Genomic DNA, 21,373 nt, shown 5'->3' with positions numbered 1-21,373 from the left:
CTTGAAACAGTTTTGGCTGGGTAATTGCAAATCGACATTACCGGTCTGCCAATACTGGGTGAGAGATCATGAACAAGCGACTGCATTACCCCCTGTGCCTGAGCACTGCTCTGACAGTACTGCTTGCGGCACACGTACCAGCCAGCCCGATTGATGATGTCGAGCCGCCGGAGCCGAGTGATCCGTCGGCATACAGCGATGTACCTGCCGACCCGGCAGCGGCCTTGAACAATCTGTTGACCTTGCCAGAGGCCAATGTCGGGGCCTTCGACCTGCCCAATGAGGTCGAGGGTGACCGCAGTACGCCGCGCCAGGAAAACGTCCGGCCACCGGCATTGCAAACGTCCTTCAATTACCCCACCAACGGTGCTCCGAGCCCGATGTTCGGCGCTCAGCCGTTCAGCCAGCAACTGTTGCTGTTCGAAGAGTTCGGCCCGACCCGCCTGGACCCTACCAGCCCGGCCGGCCTGCAGGTATTTCCTGCCCCGAGCACCGGGCCTGCGCCCCAGCAAGACCCTGTCAGCGTGGCCCGTAGCGCACCCAGCGGCGCATTGCTGGATGCCTTCCTCAAAGAGCCGGGGCTGACACCATTCCCCAGCCAGTACGCCAATGTGGTTGACCGTAACCCCTGGCAAACGCAGATCGAGATGTTCCTCAACCGCCATATCGGTGCTTCGGCTGAAGGGCGGCCACCAGGAAAGGGCTGGTCACATCAGCGCTGGAACGAGTTTTACCCGCAAGCGGCGTACAAGACGGTGCAGGCCGGGGCACGGATCAACGGCGGGCTGCGTGATGCCATGCAGATGCACCACTACAACGTTGGTGAGTTCGGCCCTGGCGGGCTGTATTACAACACCGCCGGGCAGGCCAATACCTTGGGCACCACCAAGGGTATCGATACACGGTTTCATCCCAACATGCCCTTGCAGGATCACAAATCGCTGTGGACGTTCGACGGGACCTTGCCGGCCAAATTGCTGATGGTGCGCTACGGCCAGCCCTTGTTGATGCGCCACTACAACGCCTTGCCGATCGACCCCGCCGCCAACCACGGCTTTGGCCTGCACACCATCAGCACCCACGAACACAACGGCCATTCGCCGGCGGAAAGCGACGGCTATGCCAACGCTTTCTTCTTTCCCGGGCAGTACTACGACTATCGCTGGCCGCTGCAACTGGCCGGTTACGACAGCATCAACACCCGCGCCGAAGACCCGCGTGCGGCGTTCCCCTGCACACCGGGCGAAAAGCTCTGGGTCAACGACGCTCAACCGGGGCTGAAAACCTGTGACAACGGCAGCATCAAGATTCGCGGCGATTGGCGCGAAACCATGAGCACCCACTGGTTCCACGACCACATGCTCGATTTCACCGCGCAGAACGTCTACAAAGGCAACGCGGCGATGATGAACTACTACAGCGCCCTGGATCGCGGCAACGAAGCCTTTGTAGACGGCGTCAACCTGCGCCTTCCCAGCGGTTCGGCATTGTCCTGGGGTAACCGCGACTACGACGTCAACCTGCTGATCGCTGATAAAGCCTGGGGCCAGGATGGCCAGCTGTGGTTCAACCCGTTCAACACCGACGGCTTTCTCGGTGACCAGGTGCTGGTCAACTGGCAGTACAAACCTTTTCTAGATGTACGTGCGCGTAGCTACCGTTTGCGCATTCTCAATGGCTCGGTGTCGCGCTACTTCAAACTAGCGATGGTGCGTGAAATCAAAGGCAGCGGGGGCGAATTCCCCGGGCCGAAGGGCTCCGGTGTGTCCTATTCGCGGGTGCCGTTCCACATGATCGCCAACGACGGCAACATCATGGAGCACTCGGTGCCGTTCGACGGCAGCATGGACCTGGACGGCGACGGTGACCGGCAGAACCACAATGCGATTCTGCCGACCCAGGGGATTGCTGAGCGCTTCGACATCATCGTCAACTTCGCCAAGAACGGCATCAAGGCGGGTGACAAGCTGTTCCTGGTCAACCTCAAGGCGCACGACACCGGCAAAGGTCCGAAAGAAGACATTCCGCTGGCCGATGTTTTATCGGAAAAATACTTGGCGGTGATCAAGCAGACCAGCAAAGGCCCGCAGTGGGACAAGGGCGATCCTGCGGTGGGCAAGGTCTTGCAATTCAACGTCAAGGCTTACAGCGGCCAGGACCTGGCCATGGACCCGGCGGCCTACGAACCGGCGAAACCGGGCAAGGCCGAAGGCAAAATCATGATCCCGCTGAAGCTGCACCGTGACCTGCCGGCCGATCAGGCGCGCCTGGCCCAGGCCCGGCACCGGACCTTCATTTTCGGTCGCTCCGATGGTACGGATCAGGTGCCGTGGACGATCAAGTCCGATGGCGGTCTGGGTTACAACATGGACCCACGCCGGCTCAGCGCTTCGCCACAACTGGCCACCGGGCCAACTGATGCCGGCTACAGCGGTGTCGGTACCCTGGAAGTGTGGAAGATCCAGAACGGTGGCAACGGCTGGAGCCATCCGGTGCATGTGCACTTCGAGGAGGGCATCATTCTCAGCCGCGGCGGCAAGGCGCCACCTGAGTGGGAAAAATGGGCGCGCAAAGACGTCTACCGCATCGGCAACGAAAACGATGGCCTGGACAACGTCGAGGTCGCGATCAACTTCCGCGAATTTGCCGGTACCTACATGGAGCACTGTCACAACACCCAGCATGAGGACAATTCCATGTTGCTGCGTTGGGACATTGACCACCCCGGCCAACTGCAGTTGATGCCTACGCCCTTGCCCAGCTGGGACGGCGTCAAATACGTCAACTCTGCTGCGCTGCCAACCTGGCGTAGCGGCGATGGCAAGGGCCCGCAAGTCAAGCTGAGCAACTAGGCAAAAGGGGGAGGGATCATGGGGCGATTGACTGTCTGGCTCGGCGCAGCATGGCTGTGCTGGGCCCTCCAGGGCTTGGCAGAGGAGGCTACGCCGTGGGGGGCGGGGTATTTTCCCAACACACCGCTGATTGACCAGGACGGCCAGCAGGTGCACTTTTTCGATGACCTGATCAAGGGCAAGGTGGTGGTGGTCAATTTCATCTTCACCGGCTGTGGCGATTCCTGTCCGCTGGAGACTGCGCGTTTGCGCCAGGTTCAGCAGTTGCTGGGGGATCGGGTTGGGCGTGATGTGTTTTTCTATTCGATCAGCATCGACCCGCTCAGCGATACCCCACAGGTGCTCAAGGCTTACGCGGCGCGCTTCAAAGTCGGGCCGGGCTGGCGCTTTCTGACCGGCGACAAAGAGCAGATCGACGAACTGCGTCGGCGCCTGGGCCTGTTCATCGAAGGGATCGACAATGGCCGCAGCCGTGATCACAACCTCAGCCTGATAGTCGGTAATCAGGCCACCGGGCGCTGGATGAAGGCGTCACCGTTCGAAAACCCGTGGATCCTCGCCGATCAACTGGCCAACAGCCTGCAGAACTGGAAAACCCCTAGCACCGAGCAAAGCTACGCCCTGGCTCCGGAGATTCGCCCGCCCAGCACTGGAGAGGAGTTGTTCCGCACCCGCTGTGCGGCCTGTCACAGCCTTGGCCCCGAAGACGGCCAGGGCATTGGTATGCGCAACGTTGGCCCGGATCTTCTGGGTGTCACTCAGCGGCGTGAGCGCGCCTGGCTCAGCCGCTGGATTCGCGAGCCTGATCGCATGCTGGCCGAACGCGAAGCCCTGGCTGTGGCGCTTTTTGAGCAGTACAACCGTGTGGCCATGCCCAACCTACGCTTGAGTCATCAGGATGCCGACAATGTGCTTGAGTTCCTTGAGCAGGAAACCGTGCGCCAAGGGGCCGTGGAGCAAGCACGGGCGGCAGGCAGTGGGGGCGCTGCTGCGCAATAGAGGCAAAATACTATCAGTGGGCCAGTAGCTATTAGAATTGATTTGATCCACCTCTTCCTGGCTGGGCTATAAGTTGTAAGTAAAAAAACAGCCCGCCAGGAAGAACCGATGCAGGTGCTGAATAAGAAACAGGCCGATGAGGGCCGTGACTCGCAAACTGCAACTGATCGGACCCTGCGCGAATTCAACCTGTTGCGCTGGTTCTCCGTGGTCAGCCTGTTGATCATTGCCTCGGTAGCAGTGGGGCTGGGCTATGTCTCGACGCAGTTCGTGGTCAACGACAGCGTCGAGCGCGATGCCATGCTCACCGCGCAATTCATTCAGGCGATGGCCAAGGCCGAAGTGCGCCATTCGCAACTGCCTCCCGGCACCACCATGGCGCAACTGCTGGATCCGCGGATGGACAAGCAGCATTCGGGGGTCAGCGCTGACCTGGCAGCGTCTACCCGTATCGAGTTTCTCGACCATGTCGAGCACCTGCCGGACACCTTGCTGACCAACGTCTATGCCCTTGACCGGACTATCGTCTGGTCGACCAACCCTTTGCTTATCGGCCAGAAAATTGTCGGCGACGACGACCTCGATGAGTCGTTCAACTCGCAGGTGCCGGTATCGGCCAGCTACCACAAAGCCGATGAAGACCGTGAAGAGCAGAAGTTTCAGCGTGAGCCGGAGTACCTGTTCATCGAAAACTACATTCCCATGTTCGACGAGAGCGGCACGAAAGTGCTGTCGATGGTCGAGGTGTACAAAGAGCCCCAAGACTTGATACGGCGTATTCAGCGCGGCTATGTACTGATCTGGACGTCCACCTTGCTCGGCGGTGCGCTGATCTATTTCGGCCTGTTCTGGATTGTGCGCCGTGCGGCGAGCCTGTTGCAGGCCCAGCAAGCGAAGCTTGTGGCCAGCGAAACCTTCGTAGCATTGGGAGAGATGTCGTCGGCGGTGGCCCACAGTTTGCGCAATCCGTTGGCGACGATCCGCTCCAGTGCGGAGCTGGCGCAAGAGATTGCCAGTGAGCGCTCGCAGAAGAACATTGGCGACATTATCAGTCAGGTTGACCGTATGTCGCGTTGGGTACGTGAGCTACTGGTGTCCTTGCGGCCATTGAAGGACGATGCCGAAGCGGTTGATCTGAGTGCAGCGGTTGAGGATACCTGCAGTGCTTTTGCACATCAGATCGAGCGCAACCAGGTGCAGTTGCAGGTCAGTACGCCGCCCACGGTGTGGGTGGTCAGCCAGCCAGTGTTACTCACGCAGATCCTCAATAGCCTGTTTTCCAACGCGCTTGAGGCGATGCCGGGTGGCGGCCGATTGACCCTTGAGGTGCTTGAGGTGAAGGAGCAGAACGAAGTCCAGCTGAACTTGACGGACACCGGCAAGGGCATGAGCCAACAGCAGGAACGTATGGTCTTCAAACCGTTTTTCACCACCAAACAGGGTGGTCTGGGTGTTGGCTTGGTGTTGGTCAAACGAATAATGGAGCGTTTTGGCGGTGCGGTCAGCCTGACCAGCCGCGAAGAGGAAGGAACCCGCGTTAGCCTGACTTTCAATGTAGCAGCGGGAGGGGATCATGGAGCACAGCATCCTGGTGGTGGAGGATGATGAAATCCTGGCTGAAAACATTCAGACCTATTTGGAGCGCAAGGGCTTTGAGGTCACCGTCTGTCACAGTGCTGAGCAGGCGCTGGAACAACTGCCGCAGTGTCAACCCGATGCAGTGTTGACCGACAACTCGTTGCCCGGCATGAGTGGTCATGAGCTGATCAAGGCCCTGGCGGTGCGTGCGCCGGAGCTCAAGGTGATCATGATGACCGGCTACGGCAACGTCGAAGATGCCGTGTTGGCGATGAAGGAGGGGGCGTTTCACTACCTGACCAAACCGGTGGTACTGGCCGAGCTTAAACTCATGCTCGATAAGGCCCTTGCCACCGAGCGCATGGAGCGCACGCTGACGTTCTATCAGGAACGCGAAGCGCAGAAGTTCGGCGGTCAGTCGCTGATTGGCGAGTCGCCGGCCATGATCGGCCTCAAACACACGCTGACGCAATTGCTCGACGCCGAGCGGCGTATGTCCAGCGGTGACCTGCCGCCGGTGCTGGTTGAAGGCGAGACGGGGACCGGCAAGGAATTGGTAGCACGTGCACTGCATTACGACGGTGCTCGCAGCAAGGGGCCGTTTATTGAGTTCAACTGTGCTTCAATTCCGGCCAACTTGCTTGAAGCCGAACTGTTCGGTCATGAGAAAGGCGCGTTTACCGATGCCAAAGACCGCCGGGTTGGCTTGGTAGAAGCGGCGGATGGCGGCACCCTGTTTCTCGACGAAATCGGTGAAATGGACCTGCTGCTGCAAGCCAAGCTGCTGAAGCTGCTGGAAGACCGGACGATTCGCCGCATTGGTGCAGTCAAGGAACGCAAGGTCGATTTGCGCATCATCAGTGCCACCAACTGCAACCTGGAGCACATGGTGCAGCAGGGAAAGTTCCGCCGCGACTTGTTCTTCCGTCTGCGCATCATTTCGATCAAGGTGCCCAGGCTGTACGCCCGTGGCGAAGACATCCTGCTGCTGGCCCGGCATTTTCTTGCCCTGCACGGCAAGCGTTATGGCAAATCGCACCTGTACTTCAGCCCCGAGGCCGAAGAGCTGCTGCTCAATTACAGTTGGCCGGGCAACGTTCGTGAGCTGCGCAACATGCTGGAGCAAACCGTGTTGTTGGCACCGAGCGAGGAAATTGCGCCGCACCAGCTCAACGTCTGCATGAGCCTGGTCGATGAACCGTTTGAGTTGCCGACAGCAGCGGTGCCGCACGAAATCCAGGGCATCGGAGAGGTCCCGACCTCGACCAGCCTGCCTGAGGTGGAGCGGGAAATGGTGCGCAAGATGCTCGACCGCACCGACTGGAACGTCACCAAGTCGGCGCGGCTGTTGGGGCTGAGTCGGGACATGTTGCGCTACCGCATCGAGAAGCTTGGGCTGACCCGACCAGACAAGCGTCAGTGGTAAACATCGCGGGGCTTACCTTGGGTTGGTTGCCCCGCGATTATTCACGCCCGCGCATGAAGAAACCCGCCACGTACTTGCGGAAGGTATCCAGGCTCTTGAAATCGGCGTAGCGCTTGAAGGTTTCGCCCTCAGGCTCCGGCCCCTGCGGCTGTGCGCTGAGCGATACCGACAAGACACGGTCCTGGTCGGAACTGAGCACCAACGCATCCGTGCCCTGGCCACCTATCACTGGGCGGCGCAGGATCACCCGCACACCTTTGCTGGCCATCCAGTCAATCAGCGAAATGAGCATCTTCAACGGCTCACGTTCTTCATCGCGGTAGACCGGGAAGAAAAGCCCGCGTGACAGCACTGGGACACTGGCTACATGAATCAGCTCATAGAAATGGCTACCGGCACTGGCCGGTGAATAGATAGCCAGGGCCAGTAGTGGCCCTGAGGTCTTGCTGCCACCCCACAACAAGTGATGCCCCTGGAAATCGAAGCCGTCTTCGCTGCGTTCGTTGTAGACCTTGCGCGTTTTGATCTGGCTGACGCAGTCGAGCATCAGGCCGTAGCGGCGGTGATTGCCGAAGGCGCTGGAGTCACGCAAGCGTGTCTTGAGCATCATCATGTGCTTCATGTCCAGGCGCGTTTCCAGGTAGTTGCTGGCCGGCACCCGCTCAATCAACGGATAACGACTAGCGACACTGCGCAGCTCGGCAAACTGCCCGGAGAGGTCTTTTTTCAGGTGTGTGGCATAAACGTTCAGGCCACCGGCTTCGATCAAGGTCAGCAGCAATGACAGCAAACGGTGTTGTTCGCGTTTGTCACCGCCATCACCTGGTTCTCCGGTGGTGCCGGGGGCGGCACGGCGAAAGTCGCTGATCAGGCGCAAGGGCGTATCGGGCGGCAACCAGGCGGCGGGTTGCGGGTCGGCATCTTGCCCACGAGCAGGCTCACGCTCGTCCTTGGTAAAGGCGCAGCCAGGCGCGTGCTCGACGGTGCCGGGGTTGTTTTTCAGAAACAGCGTGCCGGTGTTGCCATTGAGATTGACGTTGAGCACCAGTAGCGCGCGCGGTCGGCAATCGCATGCCAGCCAGTGCCCGGCAGCGCGGATCTTGAGCAATAGCTGGTTGGCCTGCAGCAGGCGCGGGCCGCTCAACTGACCCTGAGCAAAATTGGCTAGCAACTCATCCTCAGCAGGGGTGAGCGTACGCACCAACGCGGCATTCTTTTCAATGATTCGCATGAAAGTCCTTTAGTCGCAGCCGCAAGCTGCAAGCGAAAAGCTGCAAGTAGAGGCGTGCGCGTACTTGCAGCTTGAAGCTTATCGCTTTCAACTCCCAGCAAACAACTTGGCGGCGCGTGCGCGAATTTCTTCCACCGACACATCCTCAACGTGCGAGGAGATAAACCAGAGATTGCCGAACGGGTCTTTCAAGGTACCGCTACGATCACCGTAGAACTGGTTTTCCACGGCCCGCAGTTGGGTGGCGCCGGCCTTGATGGCTTGGGCAAAGCGTGCATCGACATCCTCGACATACAGGTGCAAGCCAATGGCCGCACCGCCGAGTGACTGGCTGCTGACCAGGCCACCTTCCATGTCGCAAGGGTCGGCCAGCATCAGTGACGAGTCGCCGATTTTCAGCTCGGCATGGCCGATACGGCCATCCGGGCTTTCCAGACGGAACATCTCGACCGCGCCAAACGCGGCTTTATAGAACTCGATGGCTTTACCGGCATCCTTGATGCCCAGGTAAGGGGTGATGCTGTGTTGTCCTTCGGGGATTGGTTTGACGGCCATTTTGTAGATCCTCCTTAGCGCGCCGCGAAGTGGAGGGCGCGAAACTGTATGTTTGTACAGTTTCGCGGGTTCGGCAAATCAAAATCCGCAGCGCAGGACGGACGGCAGTCAGAAAATGTAATCGGTGGTCAGGAAACTCGAGTCACGGTTGCGGATGATGTCGCTGATCAACTGCTTGTTGCTCTCCTGAAACTTGGTCGCCACCAGGGTACGGATCGAGAACACGCGCAGGGCGTCGTGGACAGACAAGGTGCCCTCGGCGGAGTTCTTCCGGCCGTTGAACGGGTAGGTGTCGGGGCCACGCTGGCATTGAGCGTTGAGGTTGATACGCCCGACCTGGTTGGCGAAGGTATCGACCAGGCGCCCGACTTCTGCCGGGTTGGTGCCGAATATGCTCAACTGCTGGCCGAAGTCGGAGTCGAGGACATAATCGATGACAGTGTTCAGGTCACGGTAGGGCACCACAGGTACTACCGGGCCGAACTGTTCTTCCTGGTACACACGCATCTGCGCGCTAACCGGGTAGAGCAAGGCAGGATAGAAGAACGAGCCACGGCTGCTGCCACCGCCTTCGTTGAGCACCCGAGCGCCTTTGTCGACAGCGTCGGCGACCAGGCCGTTGAGGTAGTCGATTTTACCGGCCTCAGGCAGTGGCGTCAGGCTCACACCGGGTTCCCAGGGCATGCCTGGTTTGAGGGCGGCCAGTTTGCGCTGGAACTTGTCGAGAAAGCTGTCGACCACGGCTTCGTGGACAAACAGAATCTTCAGCGCTGTGCACCGCTGACCGTTGAACGACAGGGCGCCGGTAACCGCTTCGTTGACGGCATTATCCAGGTCGACTTCAGGCAGCACGATACCTGGGTTCTTGGCATCCAGGCCGAGGGCGGCACGCAGGCGGTGAGGGCGTGGGTGCAGCTTTTTCAGGTCGCTGGCGGCCTTGTTGGTGCCGATAAAGGCGAACACATCAATTTTGCCGCTGGCCATCAAGGCGCTGACAGTCTCGCGGCCGCGACCATAGATAACGTTGATCACGCCCGCCGGGAAACTGTCGCGGAACGCTTCCAGCAGTGGGCGAATCAGCAGTACGCCGAACTTGGCCGGTTTGAACACCACGGTGTTGCCCATGATCAGCGCCGGGATCAAGGTGGTGAAGGTTTCGTTCAACGGGTAGTTATACGGGCCCATGCACAGCGCCACACCCAGCGGCGCGCGGCGGATTTGACCGAGGGTGTCTTGTTCGAGTTCGAAGCGGCTGGAGCGGCGGTCCAGTTCCTTGAGGGCATTGATGGTGTCGACGATGTAGTCGCAGGTGCGGTCGAACTCTTTTTCCGAGTCTTTCAGGTTCTTGCCGATCTCCCACATCAGCAGCTTGACCACCGCCTCACGCTGTTCACGCATTTTGCCCAGGAAGGTTTCGACATGCTGGATACGCTCGGCCACCCGCAGGGTTGGCCACAGGCCGCGGCCTTTGTCATAAGCGTGAACGGCGGCATCCAGAGCGGTGAGGGCGGTGTCGGCATCCAGCAGCGGGGCACTGCCGAGGATAACCTGGCATTCCTCGTCGCCCTCCTTGAGCCACACTGGGCTGCGCACCGTGGCCAGTGGCCCGTCCCAGCGTTGCAACTGGCCGTTGACCAGGTACTCGCGTTGCTCCAGCGGTTCGCCCAGGCGGTAGGCCTCGGGGATCTGGTTGGCGGTGGGAAACAGCGAATCGAGCAGACGGTCCATGGGCGCAGCACCTCTTTTTCTGTGATGGGTGAAACGTTTCAGTTCGAGCATAACACCGGTGTGCTCAGAGAGGGTACTGCTCGGATTGTAGGGGGGACGGTTGGCTTTGGCTCAGAGAGCTTATCCATTTGGTGTGGTGGTACCACTGGTCCCTGCATCCGACCCTACCACTGGTAGCAACTGTCTTGCAGGGCTCCCGGTGGAAGCTGGCTTGCTGTGGGAGCGGGCTTGCCCCGCGATTGCGGCCTGTCAGACACATCGCTTCGCGGGGCAAGCCCGCTCCCACCGGGTCTACCCTGCTGCTATCGAAGCACATTCAAGCCAGATGGCCACCTTGGCGCATTTTCCTTGCGCTCGCAGCGCACTGAAATCCTGGTTGTGTCGGATTACCACCCAGCAGGCCATGTGCAGCGTTCAAGACACAAGCGGGCTTGCCCCGCGATTGCGGTGTATCAGACACATCACATCGCGGGGCAAGCCCGCTCCTACCGAGGTGTTGTCCGATGCTTTCAGCTTTCGCGAGCGCGTTAGTTCAGACTCTGCGGTCTGCGACCAAAAAAATTCAGCCTCACTCAATATTGCGATCAAGGTGCCGATAAAACAGCAATCCGCCGCGAATAATGGACCTATGAGCTCGAGAATTCTCGCCCTTGGTAATAAGTGGGTCCCGTCTGTAACGCTGGGCACCACCCTCAATCGCTTGCTGCCCATTGGCTTTGCGCTGATCGGCATCGGCTTTTCGGTGGCGCTCGGGCGCCTGGATGTCCAGCGCCAGGAAAGCGAACTGGTCGCCAATGCGGCGGCGCGGTTGTCCGGGGTACGCGCTGCGTTGGAAGCGCAATTGCGCTCGGCATTTGCCGAGACCGAAGGCATTGCGCAATTGCTCAGTGCCGATGGGCAGATCAGCCCCGGACACTTTCACGATATGGCACGCCAGGCGATGGCGTCGGTACCCCATATCCTCCATATCTCTCTGGCACCAGGCGATGTGATTGCCGATGTGTACCCATTGTTCGGCAACCGTAGCATCATCGGCCTCGACTACCGTCATCTGCCCGATCAGTACCCCATGCTGCAACGTGCGCGCGATCACTACAGCCCCGTGTTGGCTGGCCCTGTGCAGTTGTACCAGGGCGGCCGCGGGCTGATCTATCGGCGACCGGTGTTCCTCAAGGGGCACAAGGGCGTGAAGATGTACTGGGGCAATGTCTCGATTGTCGCCGACATCGACCGTTTGCTCAGTGCCGCTGGCCTGGACCTGGACCCAGGCTTCGAAATGGCCCTGCGTGGCACCGATGGCCAAGGCTCGGTGGGCGGGATGATTTGGGGCGATGCGAATCTGTTCGACGAGCATGCGGTGACGGTCAATGTCGATGTGCCCGGTGGGCTTTGGCAACTGGCCGCGAGCCCGCTGGGGGGATGGCCGTCCATGAGCCTGTTCGCCTCGCCGTTGTTTCTGTTTGCGCTGACTTGTACCGCCCTGTTCAGTGTGTTCGTCGCACAGCTCAACCGCAGTAACCACCTGATCAACCTGCGTAACCGTGAGCTCAAGCAGTCTCAGGCACAACTGGAGCGTTTGGCGCATTTTGACGTGATTACCGGCTTGCCCAATCGCGTTTTGTTCAATCAGCGTTTGCAACAGGCAATCAGCCGCGACCCGCGTCTGGCTGTGCTGGTGCTGGACATCGACGGCTTCAAGCAAGTCAATGACAGCCTCGGACATCCCATGGGCGATCTGCTCCTGCAGCAGGCCACCGCGCGTTTTGTGCAACTGATCGATGATCAGGACGGGCTGTGCCGTTTGGGCGGAGATGAGTTTGCGTTTTTTCTGACCGGTACCGAACAGGCGTGTATCGAGCAGGTACAAGGGTTGCTGCAAGCGCTACAACTGCCATTTGACCTCAATGGCAACGCCGCTCTGGTCACCGGCAGCATCGGCCTGGCCTGGTGCCCTGAACATGGCCAGGGCAGTGATCGTCTGGTGCGTCATGCCGACACCGCCATGTATGCCGCCAAAGAAAGCGGACGCAACGCCTGGCGTTTGTACCACCCCGACATGACCCTGCGCTTGCAGGCGCAACTGTCGCTGGAGCACAACCTGCGCCGGGCGTTGAAAAGCAATGAATTCGAACTCTGGTACCAGCCCAAGATCGACCTGTTCAGTGGCCGGGTCAAAGGCGCCGAGGCGCTGTTGCGGTGGCGCGATCCGGAGCATGGCTTGGTGTCACCTGCGCAGTTCATCCCTCTGGCCGAGCGCACCGGCCTGATCATTCCCTTGGGGGAAAAAGTCCTTGATCTGGCTTGCGCACAAATTGCCGCCTGGCGCGCTGCCGATTGTTTGCCGGGGCCGTTGGCAATCAACGTAGCAGCCTTGCAAATCGAGCGCAGCGACTATGTCGCAAGCCTGTCGCAGACCCTTAAACGTTACGACTTGCCCGCCACTTTGCTGGAGGTGGAGATCACCGAAAGCCTGCTGATGGAAAGCCAGCAACAAGCCTGCGCCGCCTTGGCCCAGCTTCAGGCCATGGGCGTGGCCACCGCCGTGGACGACTTTGGCACCGGCTATTCATCGCTGGCTTATTTGAAATCCTTGCCGATCGATCACCTGAAGATCGACCGTGCCTTTATCAAGGACTTGCCCGCCGATGACGACGCAGTGGCGATCACTCGGGCGATCATTGACCTGGGCCATGCCCTGGGTTTTCGCATCACCGCCGAAGGCATCGAAACCCAGGCCCAGTACCACTTCCTGCGAAACGCTGGATGTGATCAGGGCCAAGGCTTTTTGATGGGGCGGCCGATGCCCGCTGAGGCGATGCAGGCCTGGTTGCGCGATCACCAGGCCTGGCAACTTGAGCCCTCTGGGTGAAGTCAGTCCAGCGGTAGGCGCAGCAAGTGCTCAGCGCCCAGGTCGACTGCCCGGCTCAAATACTCCGGGTCGGTATCCATGCGCTCCAGACGGGCCCAGACTGCGGTCTGAGTGCCCTCTGGATCGGCAATGTAATCGTCCTCATCCAGCAACAGGCGCAGGTCGCGCCGAAAGTGCAGGGGCAAGCGCTGCCACAGTTGTTGCCGATCGACGCTAATGCCGTCCAGAAGCTCATCGAAATCGCTGTCGGCGAGCATCAGGTCCACGCCGTGTTCCTGGTAATAGGTTTCGATTTGACTGGTTATTTCGCGGCTCAGCGCCTCGCTTTGCAGGCGCAGCGCAGCACCGTGGATGTGAGGCAGTTCAAAGCCCTCCGGGAGTGACTGGAACTGGTTGTCCTCCAGGTTGATCAGCGACGGCGCTTCAATCCCCTGTATGCCTTCGGGCAACCGGGTGAGGCTGCAGTCCCTCAGGTGGACGGAACGCAAGCCACGCATCGCATAAAAGTCCGGCGACTCGATCAGGGGATTGTCCGACAGATCGAGCATGGTCAGGTTGGTCAGCCTGTTCAGGTTGACCTGGTTCCAGGCGTCCCAAGTGATGCGATTGCCCTCCATGTCCAGCCAGTTCAGGGTCTGTGGGGTGGCGAAGCGGGGAATGCGAGCGAAGCGGCAGCTGCGCAGGTATAGGCAGCGCAAGTTCGGGAAACGCTCAAGAAATTCGGCAGGCAATTGGCTAAGTGATCGGTTACCGCTCAGGTCAATGGTTTGTACATGTTGGAAGGTGTCGGGCAAGGCCAGCTCGACCATGTCCAGGTCTTCCAGCTCAAGATCGGAAAGCTCGAGCTGAAACAAAGGGTCGGCATTGATCATTGCCTGCGTCGAAATATGCCGCCAGGCATTGATGATCGGCCGGATTGCGCGTTGTCGGTGCGGTTGATTGCCCGCCCAGCGGAGTAAATCGTTATGCAATGCTTCCAGGCGGTCTTCCAGCCTTTGTAACTCGACTGAAACCACACGCATTTCACGTTGCCATTGTGTGAATGTCTGGTCGATTTCATGCAGGTTGGCATTGGGGAACAATCGCCGGTAGCGCGCCGTCAGCGTACTGCGCGGATGCGGCCTGGGCGTAAAGGGCAGGGTGGGGTCGAGCGGCGCACCGCCGCGCAGTTTTGCTTGTTTCGCCCAGCCGTCGGCTGGCTTGAACAGGCGGCGTGCCCAGAGCAGGCGGTCTTCACTTATCGTTTTGAGCAGGCGCATGCGCAGTGTGTCACCGGTCAATTGCTCAAGGCCCATGTCCTGGCGCAGCGAGTTCGGAAGTGCCCGGACGATTGCCAGGCACAGGTCGTCAGTGCTTTGCCCAGGGCGCGGGGTGTCTTCGGCGAAGGCTTCATAGCCTTGGGCGCTCTTGATCAGCACCCGGCGTGTCGCAGCATCTTCTTCTCCCACGCTGGCGAGCAACGCTCCGTCAGGGCTGCCTGCGCGTAGTTCCAGGCGTACGTTGGGCGACCAGCCGGGCAAGCGTTTTAGCGCGAGCAAGGCAAGGCGTTCAGTGTCATCACGGGTCAGGCGCGTCAGCACCAGGCCTTCAAGCGCACGGGCCATGGGCAGGTCGCTGGACAGCTGTTCGGCTGCACGCTCCAGCCAGCCCGGCAGTTGCGCGTGTTCGCTCAATGCCAGCAGTTCGTCTGGGTGCAGGCGGGCCAGCAAACGTCGGGTGAGCGGCAAGCTCAGGCGTGGGTAGCGCGTCATCAGCAGTGTCTGCGCCGGGCTGGCCGGTTGTGCACCGTTGTACAGTTGTTCAAACAGGGCATCGGCATCGAGTTCAGGCGTGGCAGTCAGGGCTTTGCCAACCTGGCGTTCCACCGCCATGCGCCGCAGCGTGTCAGTCAACACCAGCGGTGTGCGGGCGTTGGCCAGGTGCCGGTAACGCAGTTGATCAGCGCTGACGCCGCTGATGCGCAATGCCTGTTTCAATTGCTCGTCCTTGATGCCCTCCAAGCGGTGATCGAGGCGGCGTACCAGGGTCGCCGGCGACCAGTGCTGTGGCTGTTCATGTTCGGCTCGCCAACTGCCTTCCTCGTTGTGCTCAAGGCGTGGTTGATAGGCCTGGGCATCGGTTGGATGCACGATTCGCCAGCGTTGCTGGCCGACGTCGAAGCGTTGTTCGTACCACGCGCCCTCCATGCGGATGTAGTTGCGGCCCTGGTAGCGGTATTGGCCCTGGGCGTTGGCTTGCAGCGTTTCAGGCAGTTGCACCGGGCTTTGGTACGGCGCAAGGTCTGGCTGCCACAAGCGCTGACTGCCGTCGGGCAGGGTAACCTGATCAAGGCTTTCCATCAGCGTGCTGTTGAACAGCTTGGGCACTATCGTGCCCGCGGCATGCAAGCCACCGATCAATGCCAGATTCAAGCCCACCGTCTCAAGGTGCTGCAACGCCAGGTGGCGGTCGCCCACACTCCAGGCCTCATAACCCTCACACACTTCGTCCAGCAGTTGGTAGGCAATGACGGCCATCATCAAGGTGCCAACTCCCGGAATGAAAGCCCCGGCCAGCATCAGCGCATTCAGACCGTAACTTTCCCATTGCGCCAGGCGCCGTTGGCGTTGTTGTTCGTCGACCTCAGCGGTAGGTACCGCGAGTTGGAGCGCTTCGGTCTTGAGGCGAGCCACGGCGTCCACCTGTAGAAAACTGTACAGCTTGCCTTCGATGGCGATCTTGGCCAGGTGCAGGTCGGCGTCATCTCGCAACGGCCAGGGTTGATCGGTGGGTGTGGTGTCATTGGCGTCGAGATTCTGCCGCAAGCGGCTGAGGAAAGTCGGATGCTGATCGCGCGGGACATAGGCGAGGAAGCGTTGGCGAAAGCCTGCCAGCAGTAGGTTGTCGCGCAACTGGTCGTGCAGTGCGGACAGGCTGGTGAACAGCTGCAACTCGACATCCTGACCCGGCAAATAGAGGAGTAGGCCGGTTGCATCCAGATCGACAATCAGTGCCTCGTGCAAGATGATGCCGAACAGGCTCAACTGGCTGAAAGCCTGTGCCGGGGTGCTGTCGTCGAGCAGGTTCTGCACCTTGTCCAGTGCAGAACCGTTGATGTGCTGGCGCAGGTAGGCGAGGTCGGCGGCCAGGCGCAAACGGTCCTGGTGCACCCTGATAGCCAGTGCTGTGACCGGCGCAGGCATCAACTGCGTGATGAGGTGTTCCTGATAGCGCTGGCCCAGGTCCAGCTCGCGGCAAGTACGGGCGAAATCTTCCGGCGTCAGGGGCAAAGGTGTGAGGCTGTAGGTCTCGGAGTCGAGTTCGATGTCGACCCGTGTATCGTCATCGCCCAGCGGGGCTTTACCAATAACGATGGTTTTCTCTACCTGTGCATCGCCTGCCAACACCAGAGCACTTTCACGACTGAATTGCACATCCGCTTCGAAGTTGTGCAAAGCGGCTTCCAGCAGGCTACGGCGCTCGTGATGGCTGACGTAAGTTTCCCAGGTGAACAAGTGATGAATGTGGATCAGTTCAGTTGTGCGTAAAGGCGCAGAAAACTGATGTTGGGCCATGAGCGCTTGCGCCAGCAGTGGCTCGGCAAATTCGGCGATGTTCTTCAGCCCTTTCAAGGCTCGGGCCAGGGCTTGCTGTGAGCGCATTAAACGCGCCTGACTGGCGTGCACCGCCTCGCGCAGGTCGGGTGCGGCATTGGCAAACCAGGCAGCTTGGTTGTCAACCGGGCCCTGGGCAGGCAACAGCGATTCGAGCAAGCCATGCCACAGCGTAGGCACGGCGTGTTGAGCCCAGGCGGGAAGCTGGCGTTGCAGTAAGTGATGGTGTGGGTTGTCCACGTCGATTGAAGGCATTGTCGATGCTCCTGGTTCTAGGGCGCTCAGGAGGCAGGATGTGAGGCGGGTAGGGGTGGTACATAGTTGTTTGCGCGGTTTGGCAGTGCATCGGGTTATGCCTGTGTGAAGGCAGGTGCTCCCAAACCCTCTGGCGAAAAGTCGCCGCAAGCAGACAGGCCTCTTGCGTGATAGTAAGAAGTTACGCTGAACCCGCAGATCTGAAAGAAAATTGACGCCATAAAATCAATGGAAATGCCTGTAATCTGTGGCTTGCAAAGCGGCTTTCTTGGATCTTTAATTGTTACTGAATGTGATAAGGCTAGGTTGCCAATAAAGTCTTGCCTATCAAGCATTAAGCATAAAGTAGGCTTGCATTCTGATGTTTTTCTGAGCTGCCCACCAGACAACAGCAAAGGACGTCGAAGAAGAAATGAAAGAGCACTTGGCGGTAATTGCCCGGAAATACATTTCACCTTCCATGCGTTACGAGATCAGACGCGTTAAAGGCAAGTTACAAGAGGTCCTTGCCCGTTCATGCTTCTGGCATTGGGAGATTGCTCGGTTCAGGCTGCAGCAGGAAAGCCCATACGAATTTCTCTACATCGGTAGGAAGCAGCGGCGGGAGATGGCCAAGCTGCTGATTGGCGGTAAGCATCAGTCGCCCGTGGCCGATGACGGCACCTCACCTGCTACGTCGAATCATGTGGTGGTGGTCAGCGAAATGCCGTCTTCCGGCGCATTGAACGTACCGCATTACTTGAGTGCAGTGGTGCCGCTGGGACGCTCGCTGGAAGACATCACGTCGCGCTACGACAGTGAACTGCGCCGCAGTATTCGCAAGAATCGGCCGCTGTATCACATGCGCAAGACCGTGTCGGACGAAGAAATCGCGATGGCCGACCAGTTCATGCTCAGGCCCTATGCCAGCGCCCGGCAGGGTATTCACGCCGTGCAGTTTCCCACCGAGGAAGTGTTTCGGCTGGCCAAGACGGTCGGTCGGCTTGACCTGATCATGCAGGGCGATGAAATCGTCGCCTGTCATCTGGGATGTGAAATTACCCGCGACGGCAAGCGCTTCTGGAGCACGCTGCGTTTTGGTTATCGCGAAAGTATTTTTTCAGACGCCAAAAAACTGCGAGAAGTGAACTCCATTACCACTTTCATGGCACTGGAGTGGGCGCTGGAACATGGATACGACTATTACGACATCGGCCTGTGCCTGGCGCGGCCAGATGATGGGTTGTTGAAGTGGAAGCGTCGGCGCGGGGGCGATATCGATTCGTTGGGGAACAGCGCATTCATGTTCGTGCGCCTGCCCAAGGCAGGGACTGCAAAGTTTCTCTGGGAGACGCCGTTATTTGCTGTTGAAGGCGACAAGCTGACCCTTCATCTGGGTTTGCCAGAGGGGCCAAGTGATGAGGAGTTCGCCAGCCGTTACCACGAAATGGTATTTGGCGGTTTACACAAGATTTATATTTATGGTGCAAAAAGTTCAGGTGAATTGTTTCTGGAAACATTGCGAAGTCGTTATGCCAACTTACAGTCTCCGCCACTCATGGAAAGGGTACTGTCCAGCTAAGTAGTGTTTATGTTTTAGCGGGCTATTGCGCTGAGTCTATTTATTGATCTCGCTACAACGGGAGGACGCTTCATGGGAAGCGGTGTCTCAAAATTCAGCACTTCGCCCGCCGGTAATTCAAATAAGTGGACACTCGCCGCTTATAAATTCCTGGCAAGAAAACGCCTTTCTCGCAAAGTCGAAACTGACCTGAAGCACATCGCAGTGAAAAGCTGGGATATTGCCCCAGGCGAGACATCGATATCACCACCTGCCTTTTATTTGCCCAATCAGCTGGAGCGGGTGACGGGGTGGGAAGCGAAGCGTTTTTTTCCGTTCGTACACCCCGCACGTACGATGCAGGGTGGTCTCACCGTAGAGGAAGGCCCGACGCGCGGCTATTTGATCAAAAATGTATGGATGGTCGATGGCGCATTGTATAAGGGCAATGCCAGCCACTGGGTGTCGTTGAGGCCCAGTACATTTCCCCGAATCATGGTAGAGAGCGAGATAGAACGTGCGGCGGTGTATTGCACGAAAAATGGTAATACATGGTTTGGCACATGGTTAATGGAAGATTGTGTGACCTATGCACTGGCGTGCAATGAAGGTGTACCGGTCACCACGGCGCCATCGGCCAGGTACCCGCTGTTTACCCAGGCTCCTGCTTATGAAGATTTGTTGGACATGCGACCGTATCGCCTGCATAGCGCGTTTTTTCGGGAGGTGGTGCTGTTCGACGACATGAGCAACAACCGCAGCCGGCACCTGCGTTACCGTGCCATGGGCGACAAACTGCGCTCTCAGGTGAGCTATGACAGCCACCCTGGTGTGTTTCTTTTGCGCGGAGGGGATGGTGACTTGCGCTACCTGCGCAACGAACTGCAGATCGCTGAGCACCTGCGCAAAACCCGGGGGCTCCGCATTGTCGACCCCCTTCGAACCGAAGTGCCGGCTATTGTCGCGGCCTGTGCCGGGGCACGGATGGTGGTGGGGGTAGAGGGCAGTCAGTTGGTGCATGGTGTCAATGTTCTTGAGCCCGGTGGCGCCTTGCTGACGCTGCAACCGCCTGACCGATTCGTCAGTTACTACAAGTACCTGACTGACCGTGACCATCAACATTTCGGTTTTGTCGTAGGAACCCCGGAGGGTGACGGCTTCGCTATCGATATAGACGAAGTCGAGCGAACCCTGGATCTGTTCCCGGTCTGAAAGACACCCCAGCCAGTGTGAGCGGGCTTGCTGTAGGAGCGGGCTTGCCCCGCGATAGCGATCTGTCAGTCACACCGCAATCGCGGGGCAAGCCCGCTCCCACTGGCGAGCAGTTCAACCAGCACTCTTTCCCGGCCACCCGTAAGTTGGAAAGCAAAATCATTAGCATTCGTTCTCTCACCAATGAAACACTGCGCAACGTCGATTGTGACAATCGGATTAAACGCTCTGTGTATTGATCGCCTGATTTGGGTGATTTTTTTGCGCTTTCGCACGCCTGCTAAAACACGTTCTTTTCCTTAAGAACTGCGATCTAGAGCGGTTACTGTGGCGGCCTTAAACAGCGCAAAAGCTGTGTGACGACAATTTGACGAGGTGAGTGACCGTCCATTGAGATTTATTATGGTGTCGGATCATTGACGTAGTGTCATAGTGCCCATAAGCTCCAAGCATCACCACAGAATTTATCACCCGATCAATGATGTCTATCCTCTTTGCTGGAGGGGATTATGCGCTCGACACTGTTCATCAAGTCTATTTTTCTGTTTGTACTGTTGAGCGGTGCCGCCGGGGCTGCCGACTCGTTTGTCAATAAAACGAGTGTTGTGTCGAGTACCACGGCGGGGTGGTTGTTTGCTTTTGCAGTCATTGGTTTTATTGCTGTAGCCAATCGGCGAAAAGTGTAGGTGAGCAGTTCATTTGTACTTATATCCTTGCAACTAACACGAAAGGTGTAGGCGAACTTCCTGAATTTTACCGACGTCAGGATCGCCAGCACCTTGTTAAATCCCGAGCCATTGCTATATTCCAAGTGCCAGCAGCTACATAGCAGCGGTGCTACAAGCGTTACAGTGTCAGGCCTGCAGGACGGTCAAGGCCATTACAGTCGGTAGTGTTGGCTGTGAAGCGGAGCGAGAGGTTGTGCGTTGTTCTCATTCAGTGCTCTTTGTAGGCCTCGTGGCCGGAGGGATCCCATGGTGCGTTTGTTGTTTTCCGCGTTTTGCGTGCTGACGGTCTGGTCCGGCACAAGCAGTGCCGCTGAAAGTAACGCAGCTTACTTGCTAAGCCCTGGCGACAAGGTGATGGTTTCGGTCTGGGGCGAAGAAAATTTGCGCCAGGAAACCACCGTACTTCCCGATGGCAGCATTACCTTCCCACTGGCAGGCACTGTGGTTGGTGTTGCCGGGCTTGATGCCGCAGCAGCCGGCAAAAAAGTCGCCAGCCAACTTGAAAAATACCTCCCCGATCCGAACGTCAGCGTTGTTGTCACCAGCATCGCTGGCAACCTTGTTTATGTGCAGGGCAAGGTGATCAAACCCGGACCGGTACAAATGGCAGGCCCGACGGCCGTCCTTCAGGCCCTGAGTATGTCGGGCGGCCTGGACAAGTTCGCGGATGAAAGCGACATCAAGGTGATACGTGGTACGGGTAGCGCCCAAAAGGTATTGGCGGTGCGTTACAAGGATTTGGTCTCCGGGCGTGATATGTCCACCAATATCCAACTTCAGGCCGGCGATACGTTGGTCGTACCTTGA

General features: G+C 58.6%; 13 protein-coding genes. 9 read left to right on the top strand and 4 right to left on the bottom strand.

The features are described 5' to 3' along the window. Positions 1-68 precede the first annotated feature (68 nt). The 4 genes from E1573_RS10370 (at position 69) to E1573_RS10355 (ending at position 6,855) form a co-directional block, all read left to right on the top strand. Complete coding sequence (locus E1573_RS10370; protein WP_133213246.1) at positions 69-2,852, top strand: multicopper oxidase domain-containing protein; 2,784 nt, start codon at positions 69-71, stop codon at positions 2,850-2,852. A gap of 18 nt (positions 2,853-2,870) precedes the next feature. After that, positions 2,871-3,851, top strand: coding sequence for an SCO family protein (locus tag E1573_RS10365; protein ID WP_133213244.1), 981 nt, complete (start codon positions 2,871-2,873; stop codon positions 3,849-3,851). Positions 3,852-3,959: 108 nt separating this feature from the next. Beyond that, complete coding sequence (locus tag E1573_RS10360) at positions 3,960-5,456, top strand: ATP-binding protein (protein ID WP_133213242.1); 1,497 nt, start codon at positions 3,960-3,962, stop codon at positions 5,454-5,456. Further along, positions 5,425-6,855 carry a sigma-54 dependent transcriptional regulator gene (locus E1573_RS10355; protein ID WP_133213240.1) on the top strand — a complete coding sequence of 477 codons (1,431 nt, stop codon included), beginning with the start codon at positions 5,425-5,427 and terminating at the stop codon, positions 6,853-6,855. Before E1573_RS10360 ends, E1573_RS10355 begins: the two co-directional genes overlap by 32 nt. A gap of 37 nt (positions 6,856-6,892) precedes the next feature. Here the strand turns inward: E1573_RS10355 and E1573_RS10350 are convergent, their stop codons facing one another. The 3 genes from E1573_RS10350 to E1573_RS10340 form a co-directional block, all read right to left on the bottom strand. Further along, positions 6,893-8,086, bottom strand: coding sequence for a hypothetical protein (locus E1573_RS10350; protein ID WP_133213238.1), 1,194 nt, complete (start codon positions 8,084-8,086; stop codon positions 6,893-6,895). A gap of 87 nt (positions 8,087-8,173) precedes the next feature. Further along, entirely contained in the window at positions 8,174-8,641 is a 468-nt protein-coding gene (locus E1573_RS10345; RefSeq protein ID WP_133213236.1) for a VOC family protein, read from the bottom strand. A gap of 108 nt (positions 8,642-8,749) precedes the next feature. Further along, positions 8,750-10,369: an NADP-dependent glyceraldehyde-3-phosphate dehydrogenase gene (locus E1573_RS10340; RefSeq protein WP_133213234.1), complete on the bottom strand. Its 1,620-nt coding sequence runs from the start codon at positions 10,367-10,369 to the stop codon at positions 8,750-8,752. Between the two features lie 628 nt (positions 10,370-10,997). Here E1573_RS10340 and E1573_RS10335 point away from each other — a divergent pair. After that, on the top strand, positions 10,998-13,238 hold the full coding sequence (locus E1573_RS10335) for a bifunctional diguanylate cyclase/phosphodiesterase (protein ID WP_133213232.1): 2,241 nt from the start codon (positions 10,998-11,000) through the stop codon (positions 13,236-13,238). Positions 13,239-13,240: 2 nt separating this feature from the next. Here the strand turns inward: E1573_RS10335 and E1573_RS10330 are convergent, their stop codons facing one another. Then, positions 13,241-17,086: a dermonecrotic toxin domain-containing protein gene (locus E1573_RS10330; protein ID WP_133213230.1), complete on the bottom strand. Its 3,846-nt coding sequence runs from the start codon at positions 17,084-17,086 to the stop codon at positions 13,241-13,243. Positions 17,087-17,498: 412 nt separating this feature from the next. Between E1573_RS10330 and E1573_RS10325 the strand changes: the two genes are divergently transcribed. The 4 genes from E1573_RS10325 (at position 17,499) to E1573_RS10315 (ending at position 21,373) form a co-directional block, all read left to right on the top strand. Continuing rightward, the gene (locus E1573_RS10325) at positions 17,499-18,647 is read left to right on the top strand and encodes a hypothetical protein (protein WP_133213227.1); all 1,149 of its coding nucleotides are present in this window, start codon (positions 17,499-17,501) and stop codon (positions 18,645-18,647) included. 72 nt (positions 18,648-18,719) lie between these two features. Continuing rightward, a complete protein-coding gene (locus tag E1573_RS10320) occupies positions 18,720-19,838 on the top strand; it encodes a glycosyltransferase 61 family protein (RefSeq protein WP_133213225.1) in 1,119 nt (372 codons plus the stop codon). 509 nt (positions 19,839-20,347) lie between these two features. Beyond that, the gene (gene eppA, locus E1573_RS26705) at positions 20,348-20,524 is read left to right on the top strand and encodes an EPS-associated small membrane protein EppA (RefSeq protein ID WP_165957318.1); all 177 of its coding nucleotides are present in this window, start codon (positions 20,348-20,350) and stop codon (positions 20,522-20,524) included. Between the two features lie 288 nt (positions 20,525-20,812). After that, positions 20,813-21,373: a polysaccharide biosynthesis/export family protein gene (locus E1573_RS10315; RefSeq protein ID WP_133213223.1), complete on the top strand. Its 561-nt coding sequence runs from the start codon at positions 20,813-20,815 to the stop codon at positions 21,371-21,373.

It is taken from the genome of Pseudomonas sp. H9, assembly GCF_004353925.1.
Classification (GTDB): Bacteria; Pseudomonadota; Gammaproteobacteria; order Pseudomonadales; family Pseudomonadaceae; genus Aquipseudomonas.
The sequence above is the reverse complement of the archived record's forward strand: the minus strand, read 5'-3'. Positions and strand labels throughout refer to the sequence as shown.